Genomic DNA, 23,123 nt, shown 5'->3' with positions numbered 1-23,123 from the left:
TGTATGAAATATGAAATTAAAAATAGCGGTAGACCCGTAGGGATGAGTCGAATTGAGGAGCTTGAAAAGCGGTTTTCAGTCAAGTTTCCTTTGCAATATTTGGATTATTTGAAGGAATATAACGGTGGCCATCCTGAGCCGGATGGTTTTCTTTTTAAAGATGAATCTGATGGCTCAATTGTTGATAGGTTTTTTGGAGTGGATGTTGAGGAACATAGCGACTTAGAACACTATTTTTCTGTTTACAGAACTCGTATTCCAAATTACATGTTTCCTATAGGCCGTGATCCGGGTGGAAATCTTATACTTATTGGAGTGTTGGGGGATAAAGTGGGAAAGATATATTTTTGGGATCACGAAGAGGAGGCTGATGGTTTTCCGCCTGATATGTCTAATATTCATTTTTTGGCAGATGACTTGGATGAATTTCTAAATGGCTTGTATGAAATAGAATTGGATTAATATTTATCACTTTGCAGTCTTAGGTACTACTTATAGGAGGGAGTGTGATAAAAGCTTTGAATACTACTCAGGATATATTATTACACAGGTTTCTGAGTTTAACTCTGAAGGTATAATATCTATGGCGAGGGTAGATTAGTAAAATGACAGCGATTCGAAGTAAGTCGTGGATCGTGACGGCGGGGTTGGTTTTGTTCGTGGCGGGGCTGCTGGGTGGCGTTGCGCGGGCGGAGGAGTCGCTGTGTGCGGTGGTGAAGATGGAGCTCTCCCAGGAATTGACGGTGGAGCGGCAGGCCTTTGAGGCGACGATGCGGGTGACCAATAGCCTGGATGCGTTCGCTTTGGAGAATATCAAGATTGCGATTCAGTTCAGCGATGATGCGGGTAATTCGGTCATTGCTTCCTCTGATCCGAATCACAGCTCGGCGAAGTTTTTCATCAAGCTGGATCAGCATCAGGGGATCAACTCCGTCTTGTCAGGGGCGAACGGCGCCATTACCGATGGTAAGATCGACCCCGCTCAAGTCGGCGAGCTGCGCTGGCTGATCATCCCCACCAAAAACTCCGGCGGCGCTGACGGGCAGGGCAAGCTCTATTATGTTGGCGCAACCCTCAATCTGACATACGGCGGTAAATCCGAGACCCTGCAGGTGGCGCCGGATACGATCGTTGTCAAACCACAGCCCGACATACTGCTCGACTACTTCCTGACCCGGGAAGTGAATGGCGACAACCCATTCACGACGCCAATTGAACCGGCGGAGCCATACACCCTTGGCGTGCGTATCTCCAACCGGGGCGGCGGCGCGGCGCATAAAGTCAAAATCGAATCGGCGCAGCCCAAAATTATCGACAACCAGCATCAGTTGCTGGTGGACTTCAAAATCACTGGCAGCTATCTGGATGACAAGCCAGCGGATAAAACCCTGCTGATCGACTTTGGCGATATTCCCGCCAAGAGCAATCGTGTCGGGCGCTGGATCATGGAGTCTTCCCTGACGGGCGCCTTCACGGAACTGACCGCCAAGATGACCCATGCCGACGAACTGGGCGGCGCCCTGACGTCTTTGCTGCAGGCCCCGGTCACACATCTATTGGTGCACGACGTTAAAGTTGATTTGCCTGGGCGCGACAATATTACGGATTTTCTTGCGCATGAAGGCGCTGGCTACAAAGTGTATGAATCTGAGTCATTGGGCGTCGAGAATCCGGTGTGTAACGACTGCACAGACGTCAAGACTTTGAGTGGCGCTCTTGGCGGCGAGCAGAGCGGTGGCGGTTCCGTCAGACGCGTGTTGACCGTTGGCGCGATGGAAGGGCTGGCGTACATCAAGATCAGTGATCCCTACCTGGGCGACAAGGCCTTGACGCGAGTAGTGCGCGGCGATGGCAAAGCGCTGCCAGTGAGTAACTTCTGGCTGTCCAAAACCCTGAAAGAAGACAAGATCAACTACGACTATTACTTGAACCTGTTTGATAGCCTGTCCTCGTCCAGCGACACCAAATATACGCTGGAATTTGGCGGCGCCGCGCAGGTAAATTTACCACCAGTTATTCAACATATCAGCGATCGCACGACCTATGAAACCGGTCAGGTCGGCTTTCTGGTGCAATCCAGCGACCCCAATAAAACCACACCGACGTTAACCGTTCTGAATCCTCCCAGCGGAGCCACCTTTAATGCCAAAGGCGACGGTACTGGGACATTTAACTGGTTCCCACAGCGTGGACAAGCTGGAACCTACATAGTTAACTTTGAAGCCACCGATGGCGCCTTGAAAGCGGCCAAATCCGTGAAAATCGTGGTGAATCCTGAAAATGATCGCGATGGCGACGGCATGGACGACGCCTGGGAGATAGAGCATTTCGGTGACCTTTCCCGTGATGGAACCGATGACTATGACCATGATGGCATATTAGATCTGGCGGAGTTTCTGAATGGCGGCGATCCCAAGAATCCCCCCACGGGACCGCAGCCTCCAGAGCTGGACACGCCCGCCTATGACGCGGAAGTAGCTACCGCCGCTCCCGTATTGAAGGTGAAAAACGGCGCACATCAGGATGGCGCCTATAGCTATCGATTCGAGGTATACCGCGATAAGGCCCTGAAGCAAAAAGTAGCGACGATGGCTGGCGTAGCTGAGGGCGTCGCAACCACGGAGGCGGTTATCGCCGATGACAAACTGGAGCCGGGCGTCACGCTCAGCGACAACGCGGAATACTACTGGCGCGCCCGCCTGGAAGGCGCTGAAGCCAACAGCGACTGGGTGAATGGACGCTTCTTCCTGAACTCCGCGAATGATGCGCCGGGCGAATTCGCCATTGCTTTTCCCGCCAGTGAGTCTGTGGTCGCCTCCGTAAGGCCTACCTTGGTTGTTAATAACAGCGTTGACGTGGACCGGGATGCGTTGAACTACAGCTTTTATGTGTATGCGGAATCCGACGCGAGCTTCTCCAGCCCGGTGGCGCAGGTGACGGGCTTGAATCCCGGCATCGGCGGCAAGACTTCCTGGCAGGTCTCTGAATTACTGGAAGAGAATGGCGTCTATCTATGGATCGCCAAGGTCACCGACGAGCATGGCGCTGTCGCCACCAGCGAAGCCGCCAGCTTTATCGTCAGCACATTGAATGAAGCGCCGGCGGCCCCGCGTATCGCAGCGCCAGAGAACGGCGCGGTGACGGCGGATGTCGTCCTGGACTTGCAAGTGCACAACGCGGTTGATCCTGAGCGTAACGACCTGAGCTACTTCTTTGAACTGGATACGGTCGAGACATTCAACAGCGCGGAGAAGAAAGCGTCCGGCGCGATAACGGAAACGCAGCAAACCACCTCCTGGCGGGTAGAAGGTCTGGTGGAGGACAAGGTCTATTACTGGCGTGTGAAAGCCTATGACGGGCTGTCATTCAGTCCCTGGATTAGCGTCTCTTTCACCGTTGACGCCGAGAATCTCGCGCCTCCCGCGCCGACCCTGAATAATCCGGCGGATGGCGCCTGGGTTGAAGTCGCCAGACCAGCCCTGTCTGTGCATCCGGTTAATGATCCGGACGGCGATGCGGTGACCTATCGTTTCGAGCTGTACGCCGATGCTGAACTAAAGAACAGAATCATGGCGCGTCAGAGCGCCGAAGCTATCTGGACGCCGGATGCTGATCTGTCTGATAACGCAACCTACTGGTGGCGGGCGCAGGCGATTGACGCCCAAGACACAGCGGGTCCATGGAGCGCGGCGCAAAGTTTCTTTGTGAATGTGGATGGCGTCAATGACGAGCCGACTTTCGCTTTTGTTCTGCCGAAGGAAAACCAGGTTCTGTCCGGCGGCGTGGTCGCGATTCAATGGACCGACGCCGACCCGGACAGCGCGGCGAAGATTACTTTGCTTGCGAATGGCGTCGTCATTGCCGACAACATAGAGGAAGATCTGGATGGGGACGGTGATAAATACACCTGGAGCCTGGATGGTCTGGCGGACGGGGTTTATACGCTCAGCGCGTTGATTAAAGACGAGGCGAATCAGGTCTCTGTAGCCGCCTGTTGTACGGTGACCAAGCAGTCCAACTCTGCGCCGGTTATCGTCTCACTGCCGCCTTCGTTGGAAACGGAAGAAGGCAGTGCGAAAACGGTCGATATCCAGATTTCTCTGGGGCGAAAGCCGGAAGCGGGCAAAAGTGTGCTGATCAATCTCAGCCTGTCCGACGCCAGCGAAGGCCTGTTATTAACGGAGAACTATCTGCAATTCACCGAGACCAGCTGGAACTTGCCGCAGACCGTCAGTGTCAGAGGCGTGGACGACTGTGAACCGGACGGTGAGATCGCCTACAAATTGATCCTGGCTCCAGCGGTCAGTGACGACCCAGTGTACAGCGGTTATGACGTGGACGACGTGACCCTCTACAACCTGGACGATGAACAACCCGGGCAGAAGCTGGTGGTCTGCTCTGTTGAAGTGACTGATCAAGTCGTCAATGGAGGCAGAATACAGGCGCGGGTCTGGCCCACCGTGACTAATTATGGCGCGGCGATGCAGGACGTTACGGCGACTGCCTCGGTCAAAGCAGGCGCTGACCTGAGTATCCTGGATGCGACGTCAGTTACGTTCCCGGTGATTTACCAGGGACTGAAGGCGCAAAGTAACCAGGGCGTGTTGGTGGATGCTCCCGCCAGCGCCAATGGTCTGGTTGATTACAGCGCCCTGCGGTGGTCACTGACGCCAGGAACGCCCTACACGCAGACAGATGGCGACGATGGCGACAACAACCTGCAAGGCACAGATGGCGATGACGAATTGCAGGGGCGCGGCGGCAATGACTTGATTGCAGGCGGCGATGGCGCCGATACGATTATTGGCGGCGTTGGCGCGGATATCATGTTGGGCGGCAACGGCGATGACCGCTTCTTGATCGAAGGTCGAGACATCTACGCCGATCTGTTCATCGGCGGTGAGGGATATGACCGTATTGTTGGCGGTTCCGGCGACGATGTAGTGAGGCTGTCCACTTATGGCGTCTTTGCGCCTGAGTATGGCGATGAAGCCTCCGTGGAGGAAATCGACGGCGGCGCCGGTTATAACCTGATAGAAGGAACGGAAGGCGCGGATCGTATCGTGCTGACGCATACGCTGTTGAAGAATATCGCCAGAATCGATGGTCTGGGCGGCGACGACCTGATTGAAGGCAGCGCAGGCGCTGACCTGATTGTAGGCGGGCCGGGCGCGGACATTCTGAAAGGCGGCAAGGGTGACGATAGCTTTATGATTACCGCAGGCGATGCGGACGCTGACTCCATTGACGGAGGCGAAGGGATCGATCAGATCCTGGGCACGCCGGAGAATGATCTGATCCGACTGACGTCTGTCGCCAACATTGAGATGGTCGACGGACGCGGCGGGCAGGACAAGATCGTAGGCACGTATCAGAATGACCTGCTCGACTTCCGGGGCGCGACTTTGCTGGGGATCACTGAAATCAATGCGGGCTCTGGCGATGACGTGGTTTACGGAACTGCGGGCGCTGATGTAATAGTCGGCGAAGCCGGAGATGACCGTCTTTATGGCGGCGGCGGCAACGATCGATTTATTGTCCGCGGCGCCAGTCAGGCGGGAGACCGATTTGATGGCGGCGAAGGCTTTGACGTTCTGGAAGGCGGCGCCGGAGACGATGAGTTCAAGTTTGCATTGGTCAAATCAGGTGACCCTGAGAGCCAATTGGTCTCTATTGAGCGTATTGACGGCGGCGGCGGTCGTAACCTGATTACAGGAACCAAAGGCTATGGCACGACTGATTACCTGGATCTGAGTCAAATAGAGTTGGTTGGCATTACGTCAATAGATCTATATAGCGGTGATGACATTGTTATAGGCTCGTCGGGCGCAGATGTTATCAACGGCGATTCAGGCAATGATAGGTTGCATGGGCGTGGTGGAAATGATCATCTGAATGGCGGCTCAGCCAATGATGAGCTATATGGCGATGAAGGTGACGACTACCTGAATGGCGGCGCCGGTAATGACGTTATGTATGGCGGCTCTGACAATGACACCTTTGTGCTCAATGGCGGAGACGAAGGCGTGGATATCTTTATTGGCGGAGAAGGTTTTGATGTCATTCTCGGAACTGACGGCGATGACATGATTCGTATTCCCGCCCCCAAAGATGGTGACTCCAAGTCTGTGCTGGATGTGGAAAAAATCGATTTGGGTAAAGGGGGTAATCTCCTGATTGGCGCCGACGGATACAACGGAAATGATGCTCTCGACTTTAGTTCCGTGGAGTTGATTGGCGTGTCGCGTATAGAAACCCGGAATGGAGCGGATGTCGTGATAGGTTCCAGAGCCAGCGACTACATCGATGGCGGGCTGAGAGACGATCAGCTCCATGGTGGCGCAGGAGCTGATACCTTGATCGGAGGAAGGGGCAACGACAGACTTTATGGAGATGAGGGCGAGGACATCCTGCAAGGTGGCGAAGACGACGATTATTTGGAAGGCGGTCTTGACGCAGACGTCTATGTATTCAGTCCCAATGATGGATCAGACACTATCAATGATGTAAACGATGAGGGGCAAAACCGCATTGTTATCGTTGGTGGCGTGACGGCGGAACAGGTATGGTTCCGTCGGTCCGGCTCCTCATTGGTGGTGGAAATTCTGGGGTACGGGAAGAACGACAGGATGGTTATTGAGGGATGGTACGATGCGGCGGTTAAACCCGTTCGTGAGATTAAGCTTGATCAGGCGACCATTAGCGGAGATGACATATCCGCATTGGCGGACCTAATGTCAGGCTACTCCGCCCCCAGTTCCGGCCACCTTACTGTGTCGGACTCTGAGTGGGAGACCATCAAAGCCAGCATTAACGCGAAGTGGCGATAGCCGTTCGCTAACGAAAGAAGTAAAGCCGGCTAGCAATAGTCGGCTTTTTTCGTTGGGTATCCCCCATTTGGCAATACCATTAACACTCGGAACGCACACTTCCTCAAGCCACAGAATCCGACCCACCCTTAGCTTCCAGTAATCCTGGTTTGATCAGCGAGTAGTAACGGTATTGGCCGGGGCTGGATTTTTTGGCTTCGTACATGGCTTCGTCGGCGTAGCGGAGCAGGGTGGTTTCGTCGTCGGCGTCGTCTGGATAGATGGCGATGCCGATGCTGGGGGAGGTGTGGATATGGACGCCGCCGAGGATATAAGGGCGCGACAGGCTGATGACGACGCTTTTGGCGAGGCGGGCGGAGTTGTTGAGGTTCTTGTGGTCAAGGGCGACGATGACGAATTCGTCTCCGCCCAGGCGCGAAATCAGGTCGGACTCACGGCAGATGTTTTTGAGGCGAAATGCGACTTCTTTCAACAGTGCGTCCCCGGCGTCGTGGCCATAGGTATCGTTGACTGCTTTGAAACGATCCAGGTCCAGATAGAGTAGCGCCAGCTTGCGTTTGCGGCGGCGGGCCATGGCGAGTTCCTGAAATAAGTAGGCGGTCAGGAAACGCCGATTGGCGAGCCCTGTCAGTGAGTCATGCGTCGCGAAATATTCCGCCTGACGCTGTGCGGTCATCTCTGAAATAAGCAGCGCGGCGCCGGCGGGACCGCTTTGTTCATCTTCGAAGAGAGGCAGGCAGGCGGCGAGGAAGTGTCTCTCTACCTCATTCGCCTTGCCCTCGATCACGGCTTCGGCGTTGTAGGAAGGGGATCCCGATAGCAGTGTTTGTGAAAGCGGCGTTTCAAACTGCCCCAGAAGTTCCGACGCAAGCTCAGTGACCGTACGTCCGTGCACAACGGTATTTTGCAGCCCGCTCCACTCAGCGAGTTTCACATTCATGCGCAGGCAGTGCATGGTCTGGTCGACAATGACGATACCAATAGGCGCGCCTTCATAGAGCATATCCAATTCCGCATATTGGCGTTGCAATGCCGTTTCCCTGGACTTCAACTGCTGCATCATGTCGCCCAATGCATCGCTCAAAAAGTGAATTTCCTGGGGCGCTGATTGCTGCATGCGAAAGGCGATCAGACGCGCGCCGTCCTTGATCTGACGGGCGGAAGCCGCGAGAGATTTCAACGGACGGGAGATTTGCTCAGCGATGCCCCAGCCGACCAGGGCGAATGCCGCGGCGATGATCGCGCCCCACCGCCAGATAACCGTGCGTAGCTGGCGGATCGGCTCTAGCGCGGTGTCCGCCTGCTGACGCGCCACCACGGTCCACCCCAGGCCTTTGAAGCTGCGAAAGCCTTTGGTGTCGGCGAACCCTGTGAGATAGCGTTCGCTGTCTGGCCATTGAATCAACCCAATCGCGTTGGCTCTAGGCGAATCCGGCAAATGGATGTCCAGGGCGAGCAGGGAGTCTGGCCCCAAGATGACGCGGTTTTGCTGGGAGACAACCAATAACTCGAATTTTTGGCTCTGGTGACGCAAGACATTTGCCGCCTGCTCTGAGGCCCAATCCCAGCTCACATAGGCGCCCAGCACGCCGATGACCAACCCTTGTCCGTTGCGAACTGGGGCGGCTATCTCAATGAAATTGGAAAGCTTGGTCGTGAAGCCGGGGTTATTGATGGCGTCCTGGCGCAGGCTGCGAATGTCGCCCACATAAGGACCGGCTTCTCCACCCAGCCACCAGGACTGACTCGCGACATTCAGCCCTTCCATCAAACCATTGGTGGCCTGCAGTACGACGCCGTTTTCGTCGGTGAATCCGATCCAGGCGTAATATTCCTGGGTTCTTTTCAGCGCCTCCAGAATATTACGGCGTTCCTCCTCCTGGCCTTCCCGCAAATGGCGCATGGTGGGAAGACTGGAGACGTTGATGATATCCCGCAGCCTTGCGTATATTCCCCGATCCAGGTCTTCGGCCAGTTGCGACGCGGCGCCGATAAACTGGCGATCCAGTTCTTTTTGCAGGCGGTGAGAAGCTTCATAGTCGACAATAGCGCTCACCACGGCGGTCGTCGCGATGACCACCCCGGCGAAGCTGAGGGAGAGCAGGGTCCTTAACCTTAAGCTCATTGCGGACGTCCTGGCCACAAGGGGAGAGTTCTTTAGGTGTAGATGAGCGGACTTAAAACTGCAAGACGGAAGCCGTGGCGTAAGAAAATATATTTTGCGCCGGGCAATCCTGGCGCTTAAGCCTTAAAGGCTCCAGTCCTTGACCAGACGGCCTTCGTTAAGTTCCACCACCATGACTCTGCCGTCATCGCTATACAGGGCCAGCTGTTTGGGGAAGAACTTCATGTTCACCGGCGCAAAGCCCTCTACATGAATGGACAGGCAGAGCTGGCGGATAAGTCGGCCTTGTCTTGCATACAGGCGAAACTTGCGACCGCCGCCGGGACTTTGGGTTTCCACCACCAGCCAGTCATCCTGCAGCAGCGCATGGGCTATTTTATCCGTTGGCGGCAGTGCTAATGGTTCTCCACGATGATCGCCTTCAAGGAGCGATAAATACTCCGCTCCATTGTCGCCCTGATTCGTGAAAAGGCCGGCGATGACGCCATCTGGCCCCATCGCCAGGGGGCGGCATTGACGAATGATCGTTTTGCTGACCGGATCGCGTGCGCGCAGGAAAAAGTGCGGTAACCGATAGCGCCATAACTCGAAGGCGTCCTCGGAGCTTTGCACCAGCAATGTCAGCGCCTGAGGCGTACGGTTGAGCGCAACGACCCGGCCAGGTAAATCGGAGAGGCCCCATAACGCACTTCTCTGGGAACTTAACACATCCAGCGACCACAGGCTGGTCCCTTCTGCGGCGATCCATTGTCCGCCATCGAAGCTGGTGGCGATGCGGTCAGCTTTAAGTTCCAGCCAACGGCGTACGCTGCGTGCGGCGAGATCAAAATATTGCGCTTTGATAAAGCTTTCATTGCGATCCAGCACCAGCGCACGATTGCCGTGATCCGACCCCACCAGCGCGCGTGCGCCGACAGACCAGCTATGAACGCAGTGGCCTCGTGCGTCATACATAAACAAGCCGGCGTCGCCGCGTGCGACAAGAAGGCCGCCGTTATGCAGGGGGCAGATGTCCAGGATGGCTGCGCCATCGCCTTTGGCAAGGCTGTATTCCAGAGGCGAGGCGCGAACATGCAGTGGTTCTCCGGCTCCATGATGAGCCGCGCCCAGGGCGAGCGCGTTTATCTCATGACTCAGTAATGGATCAGCCGCTACGCCGAGAAGTCGCTGCAGCGAACGCTTATCGTACTTCGCATGCCCTGCGTTCAGCTCTTTGAGGAGGGCGCGAACCGCTGTTTTCGCCGCCAGCCGCACGCCTTCCTGTTTAGCGTCCGCGCCATTGCTGGCGCTTAACTCCTGAATGAGGGCATGGCGGACATTGGCGTATTCAGCTCGATCATCAGACAGTATTCGCTGCGCTTCCCGTAGATAAGCTTGAGCGTTCGTTTGATGTCCTGTCTTCAGGTAATAGATCAATAGTTTCGCTGCGTTATCGCCGCCTTCGGAAACAGCCCGGTTGATCCACTCAATCACCTCGTCGCGCTTATCCTCCAACGGCCAGGCGAGCGTCACCGCCTCATGGAAGGCGCCTTCCGCGGCTTGTTGGCTGGCGAATTCCCAGCGCATTCGGGCGGCTTCTTCCGGCGCGTGTCGATGTAGCAGGTCGAGGACGGCTCTGTAGCATTCAGTCTGTCTGACGATGGCGATGGCGCGGGCCGTATCCCCCGCCAAGAGCCATTGCCGCACGACCCGGGCGGGGAAAAGTTGTTGTCCTTCCGCCAGTTCAGCCGCCAGTTTGAACCTGCCGTGCTTTTCCAGATAGTCCACCGCTCTCTCGTATTTGCGCAACAGATCCGCCAGTACGAACGCCGCTTCTTCGATTTTGCCGGCGGCGTCCAGCCGTTTGAACGCCTGCTCGTAGGTTCGCTCCAGCAGGCTCATGGACTCATCTTGCACGTAAATAGAGCCGCCGCTGCTTTGTCGGTGTGTGCTCAGGGAGAGATCCTGGCGGGCGTCGGGCGAGCCCAAAGCAGGGCGTTCCGTGTTCCTATCGAAGGCGTCTCTTATATCCCCCAGTGGTATCGCATTTTTCAGCGCCTCTTCCAGTAACCCTTGCTCAAACAGTTCCATCATCTTATGTAGATGCTGGGCCTGTTTTCTGCCAAGGAGAGCGCCCATGCGGGTGGTCATGAGATACATGGACACCGCATCGCGCATTCGCGACCATGGTGTGCTGGGCTTGCGCCCCTGACCTGACGCCGCCCCGGGCCCATTGTCTCCCGACGGTCTGAATAATCCGGATAGCGCGGCGCGAACCAAACCAGTAAGCGTCGGGCCGGCGTTTGCTCCAGAATGCATCTGCTTTAGCGCGTTAAGAGTCTCCTGTTGCGCTTGCGACGCTTCTAAGCCGGCTTCTTTGAATACCTGGCGGACATTGCTGTCGACATGATGGATGGCGGCTTCAGGCGGGCTGATTTCCCCCAGCGGCTCCACCGTCAGAACTTGGTAGCGGTTAATAGCGATAAACTCAGACGGATCGCGCAGCTTCTCCTTGTGTAAAGAGTACCTGGTCAAATCGCCGGCATGCTGCCGCAGCAACCACTGTAAAGATCCGTCTGGCGCAAATTGGCCGTCATGCAGGGGAGTGGTCGACAGTGTGTCGCCATAACGCACCAGCGCGTAACCGCTTATCTGTTGGCAGTCCAGTTCTCGTGGCCGTGGCCAAACCAGCGCCCAACATTCGTCAAGCTCATAAAGAAAGGAGCCTGGAATCCAGTTTTGCAGAATCTGGCGTTTCAGTTTGTCGAGACTCGCGTCATTGCTTCCGAGTTCCAGCAAGAGGCCCTGGCAATCAAGAACGCCTTGGTGCAGCAGCTTTTTCGCTTTCATTAACGCTCTCCGCCTGAATCCGAAAAAGCCTCTGATGCGGCGTCGACGGGCAGGCGCAGGAGTTCTTCCTGCTTCAGGATGGCGTAGACGACATAGTCTCCGCTGTCTTCAATGTAGTGCAGATAGGGTAGATGTGGATTAATCATCATATGCGACATTTTGCGCGTATTTTTCATCACCAAAAAAGCATGGGAGTCCTGACGGGCGGTGACTTTGGTCCCGCACGGCTCCAGCACAATCAAACTGGGTCTGGACTGACGCACATACCCTCCCAACTCTTCCGCTGCCGGCGCGAATGAGACGATGCCGACCACGGTTCCATCCGTTGCGGCGACGTTGAAGGTTTCATTCACTGATGCGGAACTGATCTTCCAGGTAGTCTCAGCATATTGATACGCCATGGCGGGCACGCCCTGTACAGAACCATGAGATCCGGTATGGAAGAAAACACTGGGTTCCGATTGCAGTTCAGTAGGAAATTGCTTCTCCTTCAGGGGGGCGCTTTCTCCACTCATTGCGCCATAGACGACCAGGTTCGGCTTGCGCCAAACTGCTCGGAATAAACGTTTGCCATAAGCGTCGAGATATAGAACGTTTTCGTCTTTGCGCTGAAACTCCGCATCCTCGGCGTCCCAGTTCATATATAGCAACCGTCCTTCGGCGTCTTTCGCCCAAAGTTGGCGCTGTTCCTTGGCGGTGGGCGTGAAAAACAAGGGGTTTGGCGGCGTCCCTGGCGGCTGGGGGGAGCGAGGGTTGGCGCCGGGACGGGCCAGGGTTTCCTGGCAGCCTGGAAAACGGTGGAGATAGGTCTTTTGTCCCGAGACGAGAATCGCGCTGAGGCGCTTTTTGCTGAGAGACAAAGCCAGCAACTGCTGGCTCTTTGGCCAAGCCAGCGTTTTCACCCCACCTGGGTTTTCGCGGGAAGAGCCGGGAATAGACATAGCGACAACTTTGTTGGCTCCCTGGAAAAACGCCAGTTTGCGACCGTTCTGGCTGAACGCCGCAAACCCGGTGATAGCCTCTTGCTGAGTCGATTCAGGCGTCGCTTTGTTGCGGCTGAATGGATTGCGCAACAGACGCAGGCCGATATCTTGTTCAGGCAGGGGGAGGGTAAGCGTTTTGGAGAAAGCAAGTGGGTCGCCGGGTGGTTTACCGGAACTGGCGGATGCAGATGGCAGGCTGACCTGCAGCGACGCCGGGGCGCAAATTGCGACGTTTTCCTCAATCAGAATAGATCGGGAATGGGTCAGGGAGGCTGGCGTGTGGCCGCCAACCAGCCACAATTCTGAATACTCCTGATCTTGTAAGCGCTGCTTCCAGGCGGAGATGTGTTCCATCGTTACTGGCTGCGGGTAGCGCGAACACAGCAGTTTCATGACCGCGTTTTCGTCCGCCTGTTCGCTCAATTGCAGTTTGTCGTCCTGCAGCATCCCCCAGCGCAGAATGCGTTTTTGCTGGGCTGTCCGGCGCAGGAAAAGGATAAACAGGGCCAGGTGCGCAAGTCGCGGCGCGCCCAACTGTATGGGGCCGGCGTCAAAAAGCAGGATGGTGCTTTGGTCGTTTCGAGATGTCTTTTGCGCCTGCGCCAAAAACAAATGCTCGCCCATTGCCGCTCTGCGCATAAACTCATGGGGGTAGCGCTTGGCGACCGTCCATTCACTAAGCAGCAGGCGTTGGTAGTCCGCCTCTCGGGACACGCCTGCGTAGCCGTCCGGTTCGCGCTCGCCCGATAGCGCGCTCAGTCGCGCCGGACCGAACAACGTGGCCAGCTTTTGCTGTGTTGTGTTCAGATAGTCTCCGAGGTCATCCTGAAACAACTGCAGCAGAACAGACCATTTTTCGGCGCCTTTATTAAGTCGCATGGCGTTTCAGTATGTCCTGAATGGTGTGCGGGTCCAGTGGCAAGGCCTCCCGCAGGGGAATCAAGGTCTTGTTCTCTGGATCAATGGCGAAATCGCCAGAGCCGGCGTGACGACGCACGGCTTGTTGCAACAGGTCCGGCGGCGTCATCGGCTGTAAGTAAGTCGGCCACCACAGGTGGGGGCTGGATGGCGCGCGGCCAAGATAAATAACGCCCGGAATCCAGGGAAGATCTTGTTCCTGGCCCAGGATGACAATGCAGGACGCGGCGGCCACGCCCATTAGCGTCGTCTGGCGCGTCGGCTCCAGTTGCAGGAGCGCGCGCAGACAGTCGGCTCTGTATTCCTTGCGCGCGAGCAGTCCACCGGGTTGCATTGGCTGCTCGCTCCGTCGCCATTCGATCTCAATCATTCTCCCTGTGAAGCCTCATGCTGAGTCAGTGCATCCTGCAGACGCTGGCGCAGATCGGTGAGGCGCTCGGGCAGGGCGTCCGGCGCAAAGCCTGCGTCGATTTCCCGCCCGAGTGCTTCCAGGCGACTGCGGCGTTCATGAGAGGCTTCTTCCTGTAACAGCGCCTCCGCTTTTTCCGCCAACCGCGCGGCGCGAGCAGCTGGGCTGTTGGCGGCGGCCTCCGCGGCGGCGGACAGGGCGTCATTTTCACAATGGCGCAACGCATCGCTAAGAATCTCTCGGGCGCTTTCCTGATTCTCCCGGGTAGGGACAGCGTACAGCAATGGCCACAGGTCCGCTTCAGTGGGCTGGCTTCGACCCGCCAGCGTGGCGGCGGCGCTGATCAGACCTTGCGCCTTCACCACTCTGCGGTCAGACAATTGAATGCCTTCCTTGCGCAACTGGCGCACGCACTTCGCCAACAAAGGTTGAACCAGCGACATGTCCGCTTGTCGCGCCTGCTCCGCCAGAGTATCCAGCAGCTTTATCTCACAGCTCTTGACTGGAGGGTGGGTCGCCGCCCACCAGCCCTGGCGTAGCAACTCTTCCAACTGCGCATCCGCCACGGGCTCTACAAAGCAATGCACCAGGAAGCGGTCGGCGAAGGCCGCGAGCGTTTCATCTTCCGGTAAGTGGTTGGAGGCGGCCACGCAGATACGCAGCGGACAATCTATTTGCGTATGCCCACGCTTGAAGCGTCTCTCGTTGAGAACCCCAAGCAAGGTGTTTAGAATTGCCGTCGATCCGAGGAAGACCTCATCCAGGAACGCAATTTCCGCCTCCGGCAGCATGCCGTCAGTGGCGGTTTCCACGACGCCTTCGGACAGTTTGCGGATATCCACAGGCCCGAAAATTTCACTGGGTTCGGTGAAGCGTCCCAGCAGATATTCAAAGTATTTTCCTCCCAGCGCCTGGGAAATCCGGCGTACGGCGGCGCTCTTGGCCGTGCCGGGAGGACCGATTATCAGCAGGTGCTCCCGCGCCACGGCGGAAAGAAGAATGAGGTCAACGATCGTTTCGCGCTCAACCAGCCCTTGGGTGGCTTCTTTTACGGCTTGGCGCACTGCCGAGAGGGCGTTTGATACTTCCATAGTAATAAGTTGCTTGCCAATGTGGAGGGGCTTCTGAAGAATAACGGGGTGGCCGCGCAACTCGTTGTGAAAACGAGAGTTTGTAACAAATAGGGCGCGCAGCGGCCCGCCACAAAATGATAGCCGGCGCGTCGGTGAAGTCAAACGATAATACGACAGGGCGCATAAGGGTTCGATAGTAAAGTCAGGGATCGCAAAGAGTGAAATTAAAGGTAACGTTTCAAACCAATACCGGACTGCAACGAGAGCACAATGAAGACACTGTGCTGATCTGCGGTCAGGTTATTAATCAATCCATGCCGGAGCCCGTCACCCGGTATTTTGAAACCGCAGGAGCGGAAAGCTGGGCTGTGTCGGACGGTCTTGGCGGTCATGCCTGCGGCGCGTTAGCCAGCTATACGCTGTGCTCCACTCTGGCGGCGTGCAATCTGAGCGCTGCGCCGGATTTACAAAGCGTATTGGACCGTTGTCAGTCCCGTCTGGCGGAGCTGATGCATAATCGCCCTGAGACCCACGGACTGGGCGCTACTCTCGCGGGCGTCTATGAACAAGAGGGCGCGCTGCATGCGTTCAACATTGGAGATTCGCGCATTTATCATTGGCAATTCGGGTACTTACGTCAGGTCAGTATTGACGATGTGTTCGGATACGACGATGATGACCCACCTGAATTAACCGGGCTGGACGGTCACAAACTGATCGCCGCCCTGGGAGTAGAGCCGGTTAACAATGCTCCCTTCGCCCACTACCGCCCGATTCGATTCGGCGTCACTGACAGATTGCTGATCTGCACCGACGGGGTGACGGATATCGTCTCCGCCTCTGAATTTGAGGCCAACATGATGTCCGGCGACACAGAGCAGGTTGGCGACTGGCTGAGCGCTCGTATCAAAGCCGGCGGAGCGCATGACAATTTTTCGTTTATTCTTATAGAAAGACTGGATGATTGAATCCGGTGTGCATGACCTGTCCCGGGAGACGCTGAGTCGTCATGCCCGGGATGGTGTTTTGGTGTTCATGCGGCTTGCATTTAAACAGCGGCCGTTGACGTACGTTTTACTCAGAGGTCTGACGGAGTGGTGCAGTGACTGAGGATTCTCGCCCTTCACAGGATAGCTTGGACGAAGTGGTGGATCCCACTCAACCGCAACAGGACTGTGAACCGACGGTAGTAGCGCCGGGAATGGAGTCGACTCAACTGGCGCAGGCGCGACCCGCCGAGGAAGACGCCGCGCAGGGGGATGAGCCGACCGAGCCGCAATTGCGTACGGAGCCCCAGGAGCGTACCGAGCCGCAACCTGAAGCGGCTCCGGAAACCAAAGTGGTGCCGCAGCCCGCGACGGCTGTATCTTCACCCAACACTTCTCGGCGCACGGATAATACCGCTACCGGTAAAGCCTCTACTTGGGGCGTGATTCCCCCCGCCATTCTGCAAAACTATGACTTGGTGGAGTGGCTGACCACCATCGGCGCGGAAGCCACCGTCGGCATCGTCACCCGGCACGATACCGGCGAAGACTGCATTCTTAAACTGTACAACCCGAATATGCGCCCCAAGGACGAAGTGGTGCGTTACCTCTTGGGGAATCAGGGCAAGCATCATATTGTTAACCTGATAGAAGCTCAGTTTTGTATGAGCACCCACCGCTTCTTCGAAGTGATGGAATTTGTACAGGCCGGAACCTTAAAAACCTACCTGAAGTCTCTCAGCGGCCCCATGTCGCTGACCATGGTGCACAAGCTGCTGGCGCAATTGCATGACGCACTGACCCGTCTGCATGAACACTCCATCGTCCACCGGGATTTAAAACCTGACAACATTCTGCTGCGCACCACCTCGCCTTTGGATATCTGTCTGGTGGACTTTGGTATTTCCTCCATGATGAATACCGAAAGCAACCGCACCACGATCTCCCGCACCGAGCGCTATGCGGCGCCGGAGGCCAGCACGGGTCTCAAATCCGCCGCTCTGGACTGGTGGTCGGTGGGCATGATCATCATGGAGTGTCTGCGCGGCAAGGGCGTTTTCGAGCAAATCGACCACGAAACGGTGGTGGACTATAAGATTCTGCATGACATCGATGTGAGCGGCGTCGCCGACGTGCGCTGGCGCTTGTTATGCGCAGGCCTGCTGACTCGTAACAATGAGTTGCGTTGGGGAACGGAGCAAATAGGCCGCTGGCTGGCCGGCGACAACGACATTCCTGTGTATCGGGACCTGGAGCCGGTGAAAGCGCGACGGGTGTCTGCGCGCGGCAAAGTGCCGGAAGGGGCTTTCCGTATCGGTCTGCACGACTGCATGACCTTAGAGGAAGTCGGCAAGGCGCTGCAATCGGAATGGGACGTCAATCCCCTGGTGGACAAGGTGCTGGCCAAGCAGCTGGAAAACTGGTTTTCCTCACAGGACAATCTGGAGGCGGCGCAGCGGGTGCGCCACTTCGCCCAGGAAAGCAGCGACCCCAATCTGCGTCTGTTCAAGTTCATCAGTTATCTGAACCCCAGTCTCAAGTCCAAATTTAAAGAACTGGAGCTGACCCGGGAAGGGCTGCAGGCGTTTCTAGGGCAGGGCGCCAAGAACCTGACCCGCAGCAACCTGGAAACCCTGACCGGGGTCTATCGTCACAACTTATTGGAGCAGGCGGGCAAGACGCAGCGAGACGTCACCCTGCGCCAATACGCGCATAATTGGCAGCGCGAAGTTATCGCCTATCTGACCTCTCTGAAAGGACTGCGTCAGCAAAGCGGAGCTGAGACGCTGATGCCGAGAGTGGAAGCCAATCCGCTGCTGAATATTCCGCTGAAGTTCGCCGAAATGGGGTCGTTCACCCAGCCCGGCGCGTTCGAGAAAATGCCCGGCATGGCCTTTATGGCCCATGTGTTGGAGGCGATACTCAAACACCAGTCTCCCGCCGAGATCATGGCGCAGGTTCCCATCGAACGCTTCCGGGAAGCCTCCCAGGTCAAATGGTTCGGGCGTATTTATCGAGCGGAGCCGACCAGCATCGCCGAGGCCAGATTTATTCTTGATCTGTTGCCCATGGCGGAAGCGCAGCTGGCGGACGAACGGGAAGAGAAGCGGCGTTATAAGCGCGCTTTAATTGAACGCGTTATTTTCGGTTCACTGTGGGCCGCCATGTCCACGGGCTTCATCCTGTTCACCTTGCGTAACCACGCTTCCTACCTGCAGGCGGAAAAAGGGCTGGTGTTCGGTCTGATGTTCAGCGTGTTGCTGGGCTGCATTCCGTTCCGCCCGAAATATCTGTTGCTGCACGGGCTGAGTTTGAGCGCACTGGTGTGCGGGCTGGCGTTGGTGGAAGGATCGCCGGTGGATCTCTCGTCGGTGGGAGATATGTTGTCCTCCATCAAACGATTGGGGACAAATCTTGCCGGACCCATGCAGTATCTTATTACTTTGGCGTTGGGCGGCTTCGTGGCGGGCATCGGCATTCGGCAGGTGTTCGCCAAAGCGCCGGACGGACGCTTCGGGCAACGTCTGGCGAGAGTGGCCGGTTTAGGTTCGGCTGGAGGAATTTTAGCCGTAATAGTGCTAATTCCTTCGCCAATCGCTACAATAACCGGCCTTGGCGGCCCGGCGCCCGCCAATGGAACAGTGACGCAGGACCTCAGTCCCAGCCACAGTCTGTTCCTCTATCAGCATTACAGTAGTTGGGTGAAGGCCGAAAGCAATACATTCACTCTGCAAAAACGTCTCAAAGTGAACGAAGATTTACGGGAGCGTTTTGGTAGCCGTTACGAGCAGGATGTTCAGAAGACGCGTGCGCAGCTTAACGTTGCGCAGGATCAGGCGGCGCAGAGTCTAGGGGAATACAAAACAGCTTTGGCGAATGCATGCGATCAGAACCTGAGCGCAGAGAAATTTACCCGTCATTTAAAGGACAACGGAGTGACAACCGCAAATCTATCCGATCAGCCTGTTACCCGCCTGCTGCTGGATCATCTCGGCCAATGCATTTCCACTGCTGAGGCTGGAGACGACGAATTGAAAGATCAATTGAACGCAATCTTGAATTAAACGACTAGCTATAAGGATTAGTAAGATGAAGAAATTAAGCCTCCTTATCCTCGCAGGCGCACTGGCTACCACTGGCTGCCAGCAACAAAACGCCAAACCGCAGAATGCGGACCAGAAGGCCGATCAGCAAACCGCCCAATCCACTAGCGATCAACGCACCCAAACCGTGACTGAAGGCGCGGTGACCGGCGCGGCTTTGGGCGCAGTGACTGGCGCTCTGGTGGATAAGGACAAACGCGGACGCGGCGCACTGGTCGGCGCAGCGGCTGGCGGTCTGCTGGGCGGTCTTCTGGGCAGCCACGTGCAGGACCAGCGTGAAGAAGCTATCTCCCAGGAAGATACTCTGGACGTGATGATCGCCAAATCCACGGCGCAGCGTGAATACGCATTGGACACCAGAAACAATCTGCAGAAAGAAATCGAGTCCATCGAAAAAGAAATCGCCCAAGTCAAAAAGACCAAAGTGTCCAACCAGAACAAAAAGCTGGTGTACGCCAAGCAGAACGAGCGTCTGCAAAAAGTTTCCGCAGAAAACGCCGGCCAGATCGAAGTGCTGGAAGACTACCATCAGCACCTGGTGACCAAGTTCGACGCCATGCTGGCGGAAAACCCTGCGCCGACGCCTGAAAAAGACGCGCTGCAGAAAGAGATCGTCGCACTGACTGACGCTATCCGCTCCATGCGCGTGCAGGAAGAGCAGTTGGCGGCTATCCAGCAGAACCTGATCTAATCTCAGGCCGGACCAGGAGAAGCGCGTATGACTCTGCGAACTCTGTCTGCCGGCCTGATCGCCGCGTCCTTCCTGCTGGGAGGATGCGCGCATCAGCCGAATACGGACAACAACCCCCGCAAAGGCGGCTTTTTTGAAGGCCTGTATGGGGTGTATGGCGGCGATTATGAAGCGCGTAAGGTCGGCAAAGAACGTGAACTGGACGAGGTTAACGCAGAGACCGCGGAAGTCGAAGCCGGCAACCGCGAGCTGGAAATGACCAAAGCCGAACGCACGGCGGCGCTCAAGATTCAGCGCGCAGAGTTGAACAAGCTGAGAAAGCAATTGGACAAGGCGTCCAGCAACCTGTCTGCGCTCAAGCAAAAGGTGAGCGCGCAGGAATCCAGCAAGCAGGAGCTGCAGGATAAAGTCGCCGAACTGGAGTACGCCATGAATAACCTGAAGGTTAAGCTCGGGCGCGCCGAAGTCGGCAGTGAAGTCATGTCGGCAGCCGACATGGCCTCGCTGGAAAATCAGCGCGACAGTCTGCTGGATGAATATCAGTTGCTGCAGGAACGCGCGGACCTTCAATTGCAATGATCCCAGGAAGACGCTCTGCGCTTCCATGCCTGTTATTGGCGGCCGCCTGCGCTTCTGCGGCGGCCGCTTCTCTCGACACTATCGTCAATGAAAACTGGTATGCGAGCGATGCCGCCAAGGCGCTGTTATTGCAGGAGCGCAAGGATTTGCCGCGACTGCTGCCCTTACTGGACCCTTACGGTCTGGTGATTCCCCCGGAGCGTGCGCGACGAGGACTGGGCGGCGTGGAATTCGCACTGGGTCGTCAGCGTTTGATATACCCACTGCCGGACGGCGGTTTGGAGCAGGCGGGAGTCAATCGTCCTTTCATTTGGCTAAATCCCAATAAAATCAGTCCTGATAGTGAAATCGTTCTTGTCGAAGGCCGCTGGCCTGACCAGTCAGAAAGCTGGTCCCGCCAGGTGCGACTAGAACCCTTCAATGCGCCGGATATGATCGTCGACGCGAAGCAACAAACGCTGACCTTGTTCCGTATCGACGCCCGCTCAACCCGCGCCACTTTGAACCGTCTCAGTGTCAGGTTGAAGGAAGGATATACACTGGACCTGCGTTACTGTCAGGGCGGCGACTTATACGAAACCATCGACATACTTTCTGATTGGTTGCCCGAAGACAAGAAAGTCGCGGAGCTGATCGCCGCCAGCGGGGAAAAGTATGAGTATTACAGCCAGAAAACCGCAAACCACCCGGCGGCTCCAGGCGTCATTCTGCAAAGCGAACTCACCGCCAGCGCCTGTGAAGTCATGGCGGGGGCGCTGAAGACGCATATGGACATTCCCATTGCGGGGGCGCCTTCCTATGGCAAATGCTGGTCCCAGCAGGAGTTCATGCTGAACGACGGCAGCCGTTTACATTTGACCACCCACTATTATTCCTACGCGCCGGACTTTGAGTGCCGCGGCGCCGGCATCCCGGTGGATCAGGCTATTCCGGCGCCGCAGCGATTTCTTCCCGCTGCGGCGCTTAAAGGCCTGCCACAGCGGGAAGATTAACGCTCAGCTTTCAGCCTGCGTTCGAAAACGCTGCTGAGGCAGCGGCGTTTTGAGCGCTTCCTGGCCCGCAAAGGGGCTTTTCTGTCGATAGTGTAATCCACCTGTGCTCCAGCGCCTCAAAATCTCATCAATGATATCGGGATGACTCCCCAGGTGAAGCCGCACATAGGGCGCCGGGGCCTGTTGGTTGAATAGCGATGCGCACAGCATTGTGCCGGTCGCGTAGAACAGGTCGTCGCGGAAGCGATCAATGCCGGCGGGCTCTTTTTGATAGACCTCGGGTACGGCGAAAATCATGTAAGACGTGGAGGGGCCGATGCAGACTTCGTCTTGAGGCCAACCCAAGTGCGTCACCAGATACTGCTTCACATGTTCTTTCTGCCGGGCGTATTGCAGCCCGGTTTCTACCGTCCAATCCGCGGCGTCCTGTGTGGCCAGCCAGGCGCACATGACTTCCGCATTGTGGGTATTACAGTGGTAGCGGTTGATCCAGGATTCACGGGCTAGTTGACGCAGCAGCAGAGGGGATGTCGTTATCGCCGCCACGCCCATGGTGTTGCAACTGAACTGCTTGCCGAAGGGGCGCGTGGAAACCCAGCGCTCAAACATGCCGGAGCGAACCAGCGCATTGTCTCCGCCGTTTTGATCAAAGGCCTGCAAGAGCGCCTTCAGATGGTTCACGATCGGCGTTCTGGGGTCGTGCACGTTAAAGTAGGCGTCATCCAGGAGCAAATAAGCGGACTCCTCGGCGCAAACCTGTAGCAAGTGCTCGGTCACTTTCGTCGGCCACTGCATGCCGGTGGGATTATGCTGCGGATTGCTGACGGCGAGCGCAATACGCCGACTTTGCAGTCCGCGCAGATCGCCGATAATGTCCTTCCATTCCGACAAATTGGGCCGCCAGCCATGTTGTGGCCGGATGGGCAGGTAGACCACTTCAAAGCCCACATCTTTGAAAATCCCCCGATAGTCCCAGCTGGGAGTAGGGACCAATGCCACCGGAGCGGCCTCGGGCCAACGGGTCTTGAATTGCCGATATGCGACTTTCGCCAGATCGTACATGGCCATGCGCGTCGTCATCGCCAGACAACCGACGTCAATACGGCCGGCGAAGCCTTGCTGCAGCGAATGCAGGTCATGCTCGGCGAGAATCAGGCGATGCAGGAAGTCGCGATGACGCTGAATACCGTAACCACACTCCGCGTACCCCATGTCTTCAGGTCGAAAGGCGAACTGGTTGATAAAGTCCAGAAAGCCCGGGCAGACCCCGTTCCAATGCTCGCCTTTTACTGCGTACAGCGGCGGGCCATGAGGCTCGTCGGCGTCGATATATTGGTGGTACAGCTGCTGTTCGGGAGAACATTGCCGCAATTGTTCGGAATCATTGCGCAAGTGATCCGCCGCAGCGCGAATGTGACGGCGCATAAACGGCGTATATAAGGGGGGAGCGGGAATATCGGAATTATCGGGAGTAGAACGATCGGAAGTGAAAGGGGCGTCTTGACGCTCGAATGTGCGTGACATATCGGACCTCCATTTCTAACGACTGCATAGTAAAGTTTAGTTTTTCGCCGCAGGGCGTCCATCGTGCGTTAAAAATTATT

The 23,123-nt window shown here is 56.5% G+C and carries 13 protein-coding genes; 7 read left to right on the top strand and 6 right to left on the bottom strand.

All coding sequences use genetic code 11. From position 1 onward, the window contains the following. Positions 1 to 3 precede the first annotated feature (3 nt). Positions 4 to 462 carry an SMI1/KNR4 family protein gene (locus EUZ85_RS20365; protein WP_206617928.1) on the top strand — a complete coding sequence of 153 codons (459 nt, stop codon included), beginning with the start codon at positions 4 to 6 and terminating at the stop codon, positions 460 to 462. Between the two features lie 143 nt (positions 463 to 605). Then, a complete protein-coding gene (locus EUZ85_RS20360; protein ID WP_127971386.1) occupies positions 606 to 6,830 on the top strand; it encodes a putative Ig domain-containing protein in 6,225 nt (2,074 codons plus the stop codon). 103 nt (positions 6,831 to 6,933) lie between these two features. Here EUZ85_RS20360 and EUZ85_RS20355 read toward each other — a convergent pair whose 3' ends face one another. The 5 genes from EUZ85_RS20355 to EUZ85_RS20335 all read right to left on the bottom strand — a co-directional run bounded on the left by EUZ85_RS20355 (position 6,934) and on the right by EUZ85_RS20335 (position 15,185). Then, entirely contained in the window at positions 6,934 to 8,955 is a 2,022-nt protein-coding gene (locus tag EUZ85_RS20355; RefSeq protein WP_127971384.1) for a diguanylate cyclase domain-containing protein, read from the bottom strand. Between the two features lie 123 nt (positions 8,956 to 9,078). After that, positions 9,079 to 11,784: a bpX6 domain-containing protein gene (locus EUZ85_RS20350; RefSeq protein WP_127971382.1), complete on the bottom strand. Its 2,706-nt coding sequence runs from the start codon at positions 11,782 to 11,784 to the stop codon at positions 9,079 to 9,081. Next, on the bottom strand, positions 11,784 to 13,646 hold the full coding sequence (locus tag EUZ85_RS20345; RefSeq protein WP_129498755.1) for a hypothetical protein: 1,863 nt from the start codon (positions 13,644 to 13,646) through the stop codon (positions 11,784 to 11,786). The genes EUZ85_RS20350 and EUZ85_RS20345 overlap by 1 nt, the downstream gene beginning before the upstream one ends. Further along, the gene (locus tag EUZ85_RS20340) at positions 13,636 to 14,055 is read right to left on the bottom strand and encodes a hypothetical protein (RefSeq protein ID WP_127971379.1); all 420 of its coding nucleotides are present in this window, start codon (positions 14,053 to 14,055) and stop codon (positions 13,636 to 13,638) included. The genes EUZ85_RS20345 and EUZ85_RS20340 overlap by 11 nt, the downstream gene beginning before the upstream one ends. Continuing rightward, complete coding sequence (locus EUZ85_RS20335; RefSeq protein ID WP_127971377.1) at positions 14,052 to 15,185, bottom strand: AAA family ATPase; 1,134 nt, start codon at positions 15,183 to 15,185, stop codon at positions 14,052 to 14,054. Before EUZ85_RS20335 ends, EUZ85_RS20340 begins: the two co-directional genes overlap by 4 nt. A gap of 200 nt (positions 15,186 to 15,385) precedes the next feature. On the opposite strand from EUZ85_RS20335, the gene EUZ85_RS20330 reads away from it, so the two are divergent. The 5 genes from EUZ85_RS20330 to EUZ85_RS20310 all read left to right on the top strand — a co-directional run bounded on the left by EUZ85_RS20330 (position 15,386) and on the right by EUZ85_RS20310 (position 21,519). After that, positions 15,386 to 16,135, top strand: a complete 750-nt coding sequence (locus EUZ85_RS20330) for a PP2C family serine/threonine-protein phosphatase (protein ID WP_127971375.1) — start codon at positions 15,386 to 15,388, stop codon at positions 16,133 to 16,135. Between the two features lie 134 nt (positions 16,136 to 16,269). Further along, positions 16,270 to 19,218, top strand: a complete 2,949-nt coding sequence (locus tag EUZ85_RS20325; protein WP_127971373.1) for a protein kinase — start codon at positions 16,270 to 16,272, stop codon at positions 19,216 to 19,218. A 25-nt stretch (positions 19,219 to 19,243) separates the two neighbouring features. Next, entirely contained in the window at positions 19,244 to 19,948 is a 705-nt protein-coding gene (locus tag EUZ85_RS20320; RefSeq protein WP_127971371.1) for a glycine zipper domain-containing protein, read from the top strand. Between the two features lie 27 nt (positions 19,949 to 19,975). Beyond that, a complete protein-coding gene (locus tag EUZ85_RS20315; protein WP_127971369.1) occupies positions 19,976 to 20,527 on the top strand; it encodes a hypothetical protein in 552 nt (183 codons plus the stop codon). Continuing rightward, the gene (locus EUZ85_RS20310) at positions 20,524 to 21,519 is read left to right on the top strand and encodes a S41 family peptidase (protein ID WP_127971367.1); all 996 of its coding nucleotides are present in this window, start codon (positions 20,524 to 20,526) and stop codon (positions 21,517 to 21,519) included. Before EUZ85_RS20315 ends, EUZ85_RS20310 begins: the two co-directional genes overlap by 4 nt. 3 nt (positions 21,520 to 21,522) lie before the next feature. On the opposite strand, the gene EUZ85_RS20305 is transcribed toward EUZ85_RS20310, so the two are convergent. Then, on the bottom strand, positions 21,523 to 23,043 hold the full coding sequence (locus tag EUZ85_RS20305; RefSeq protein WP_127971365.1) for an aminotransferase class I/II-fold pyridoxal phosphate-dependent enzyme: 1,521 nt from the start codon (positions 23,041 to 23,043) through the stop codon (positions 21,523 to 21,525). Positions 23,044 to 23,123 lie beyond the last annotated feature (80 nt).

Origin of the sequence: Hahella sp. KA22 (assembly GCF_004135205.1) — a bacterium.
In the GTDB taxonomy this organism is placed as follows: domain Bacteria; phylum Pseudomonadota; class Gammaproteobacteria; order Pseudomonadales; family Oleiphilaceae; genus Hahella.
Note: the sequence above shows the minus strand (reverse complement) of the source record. Positions and strands in the feature narration are given on the sequence as shown.

Excerpts from the sequence above, each read along its gene's own strand:
- EUZ85_RS20365 (WP_206617928.1), top strand. The coding sequence starts at position 4 with ATGAAATATGAAATTAAAAATAGCGGTAGACCCGTAGGGATGAGTCGA.
- EUZ85_RS20360 (WP_127971386.1), top strand. The coding sequence starts at position 606 with ATGACAGCGATTCGAAGTAAGTCGTGGATCGTGACGGCGGGGTTGGTT.
- EUZ85_RS20355 (WP_127971384.1), bottom strand. The coding sequence starts at position 8,955 with ATGAGCTTAAGGTTAAGGACCCTGCTCTCCCTCAGCTTCGCCGGGGTG.
- EUZ85_RS20350 (WP_127971382.1), bottom strand. The coding sequence starts at position 11,784 with ATGAAAGCGAAAAAGCTGCTGCACCAAGGCGTTCTTGATTGCCAGGGC.
- EUZ85_RS20345 (WP_129498755.1), bottom strand. The coding sequence starts at position 13,646 with ATGCGACTTAATAAAGGCGCCGAAAAATGGTCTGTTCTGCTGCAGTTG.
- EUZ85_RS20340 (WP_127971379.1), bottom strand. The coding sequence starts at position 14,055 with ATGATTGAGATCGAATGGCGACGGAGCGAGCAGCCAATGCAACCCGGT.
- EUZ85_RS20335 (WP_127971377.1), bottom strand. The coding sequence starts at position 15,185 with ATGGAAGTATCAAACGCCCTCTCGGCAGTGCGCCAAGCCGTAAAAGAA.
- EUZ85_RS20320 (WP_127971371.1), top strand. The coding sequence starts at position 19,244 with ATGAAGAAATTAAGCCTCCTTATCCTCGCAGGCGCACTGGCTACCACT.
- EUZ85_RS20315 (WP_127971369.1), top strand. The coding sequence starts at position 19,976 with ATGACTCTGCGAACTCTGTCTGCCGGCCTGATCGCCGCGTCCTTCCTG.
- EUZ85_RS20310 (WP_127971367.1), top strand. The coding sequence starts at position 20,524 with ATGATCCCAGGAAGACGCTCTGCGCTTCCATGCCTGTTATTGGCGGCC.
- EUZ85_RS20305 (WP_127971365.1), bottom strand. The coding sequence starts at position 23,043 with ATGTCACGCACATTCGAGCGTCAAGACGCCCCTTTCACTTCCGATCGT.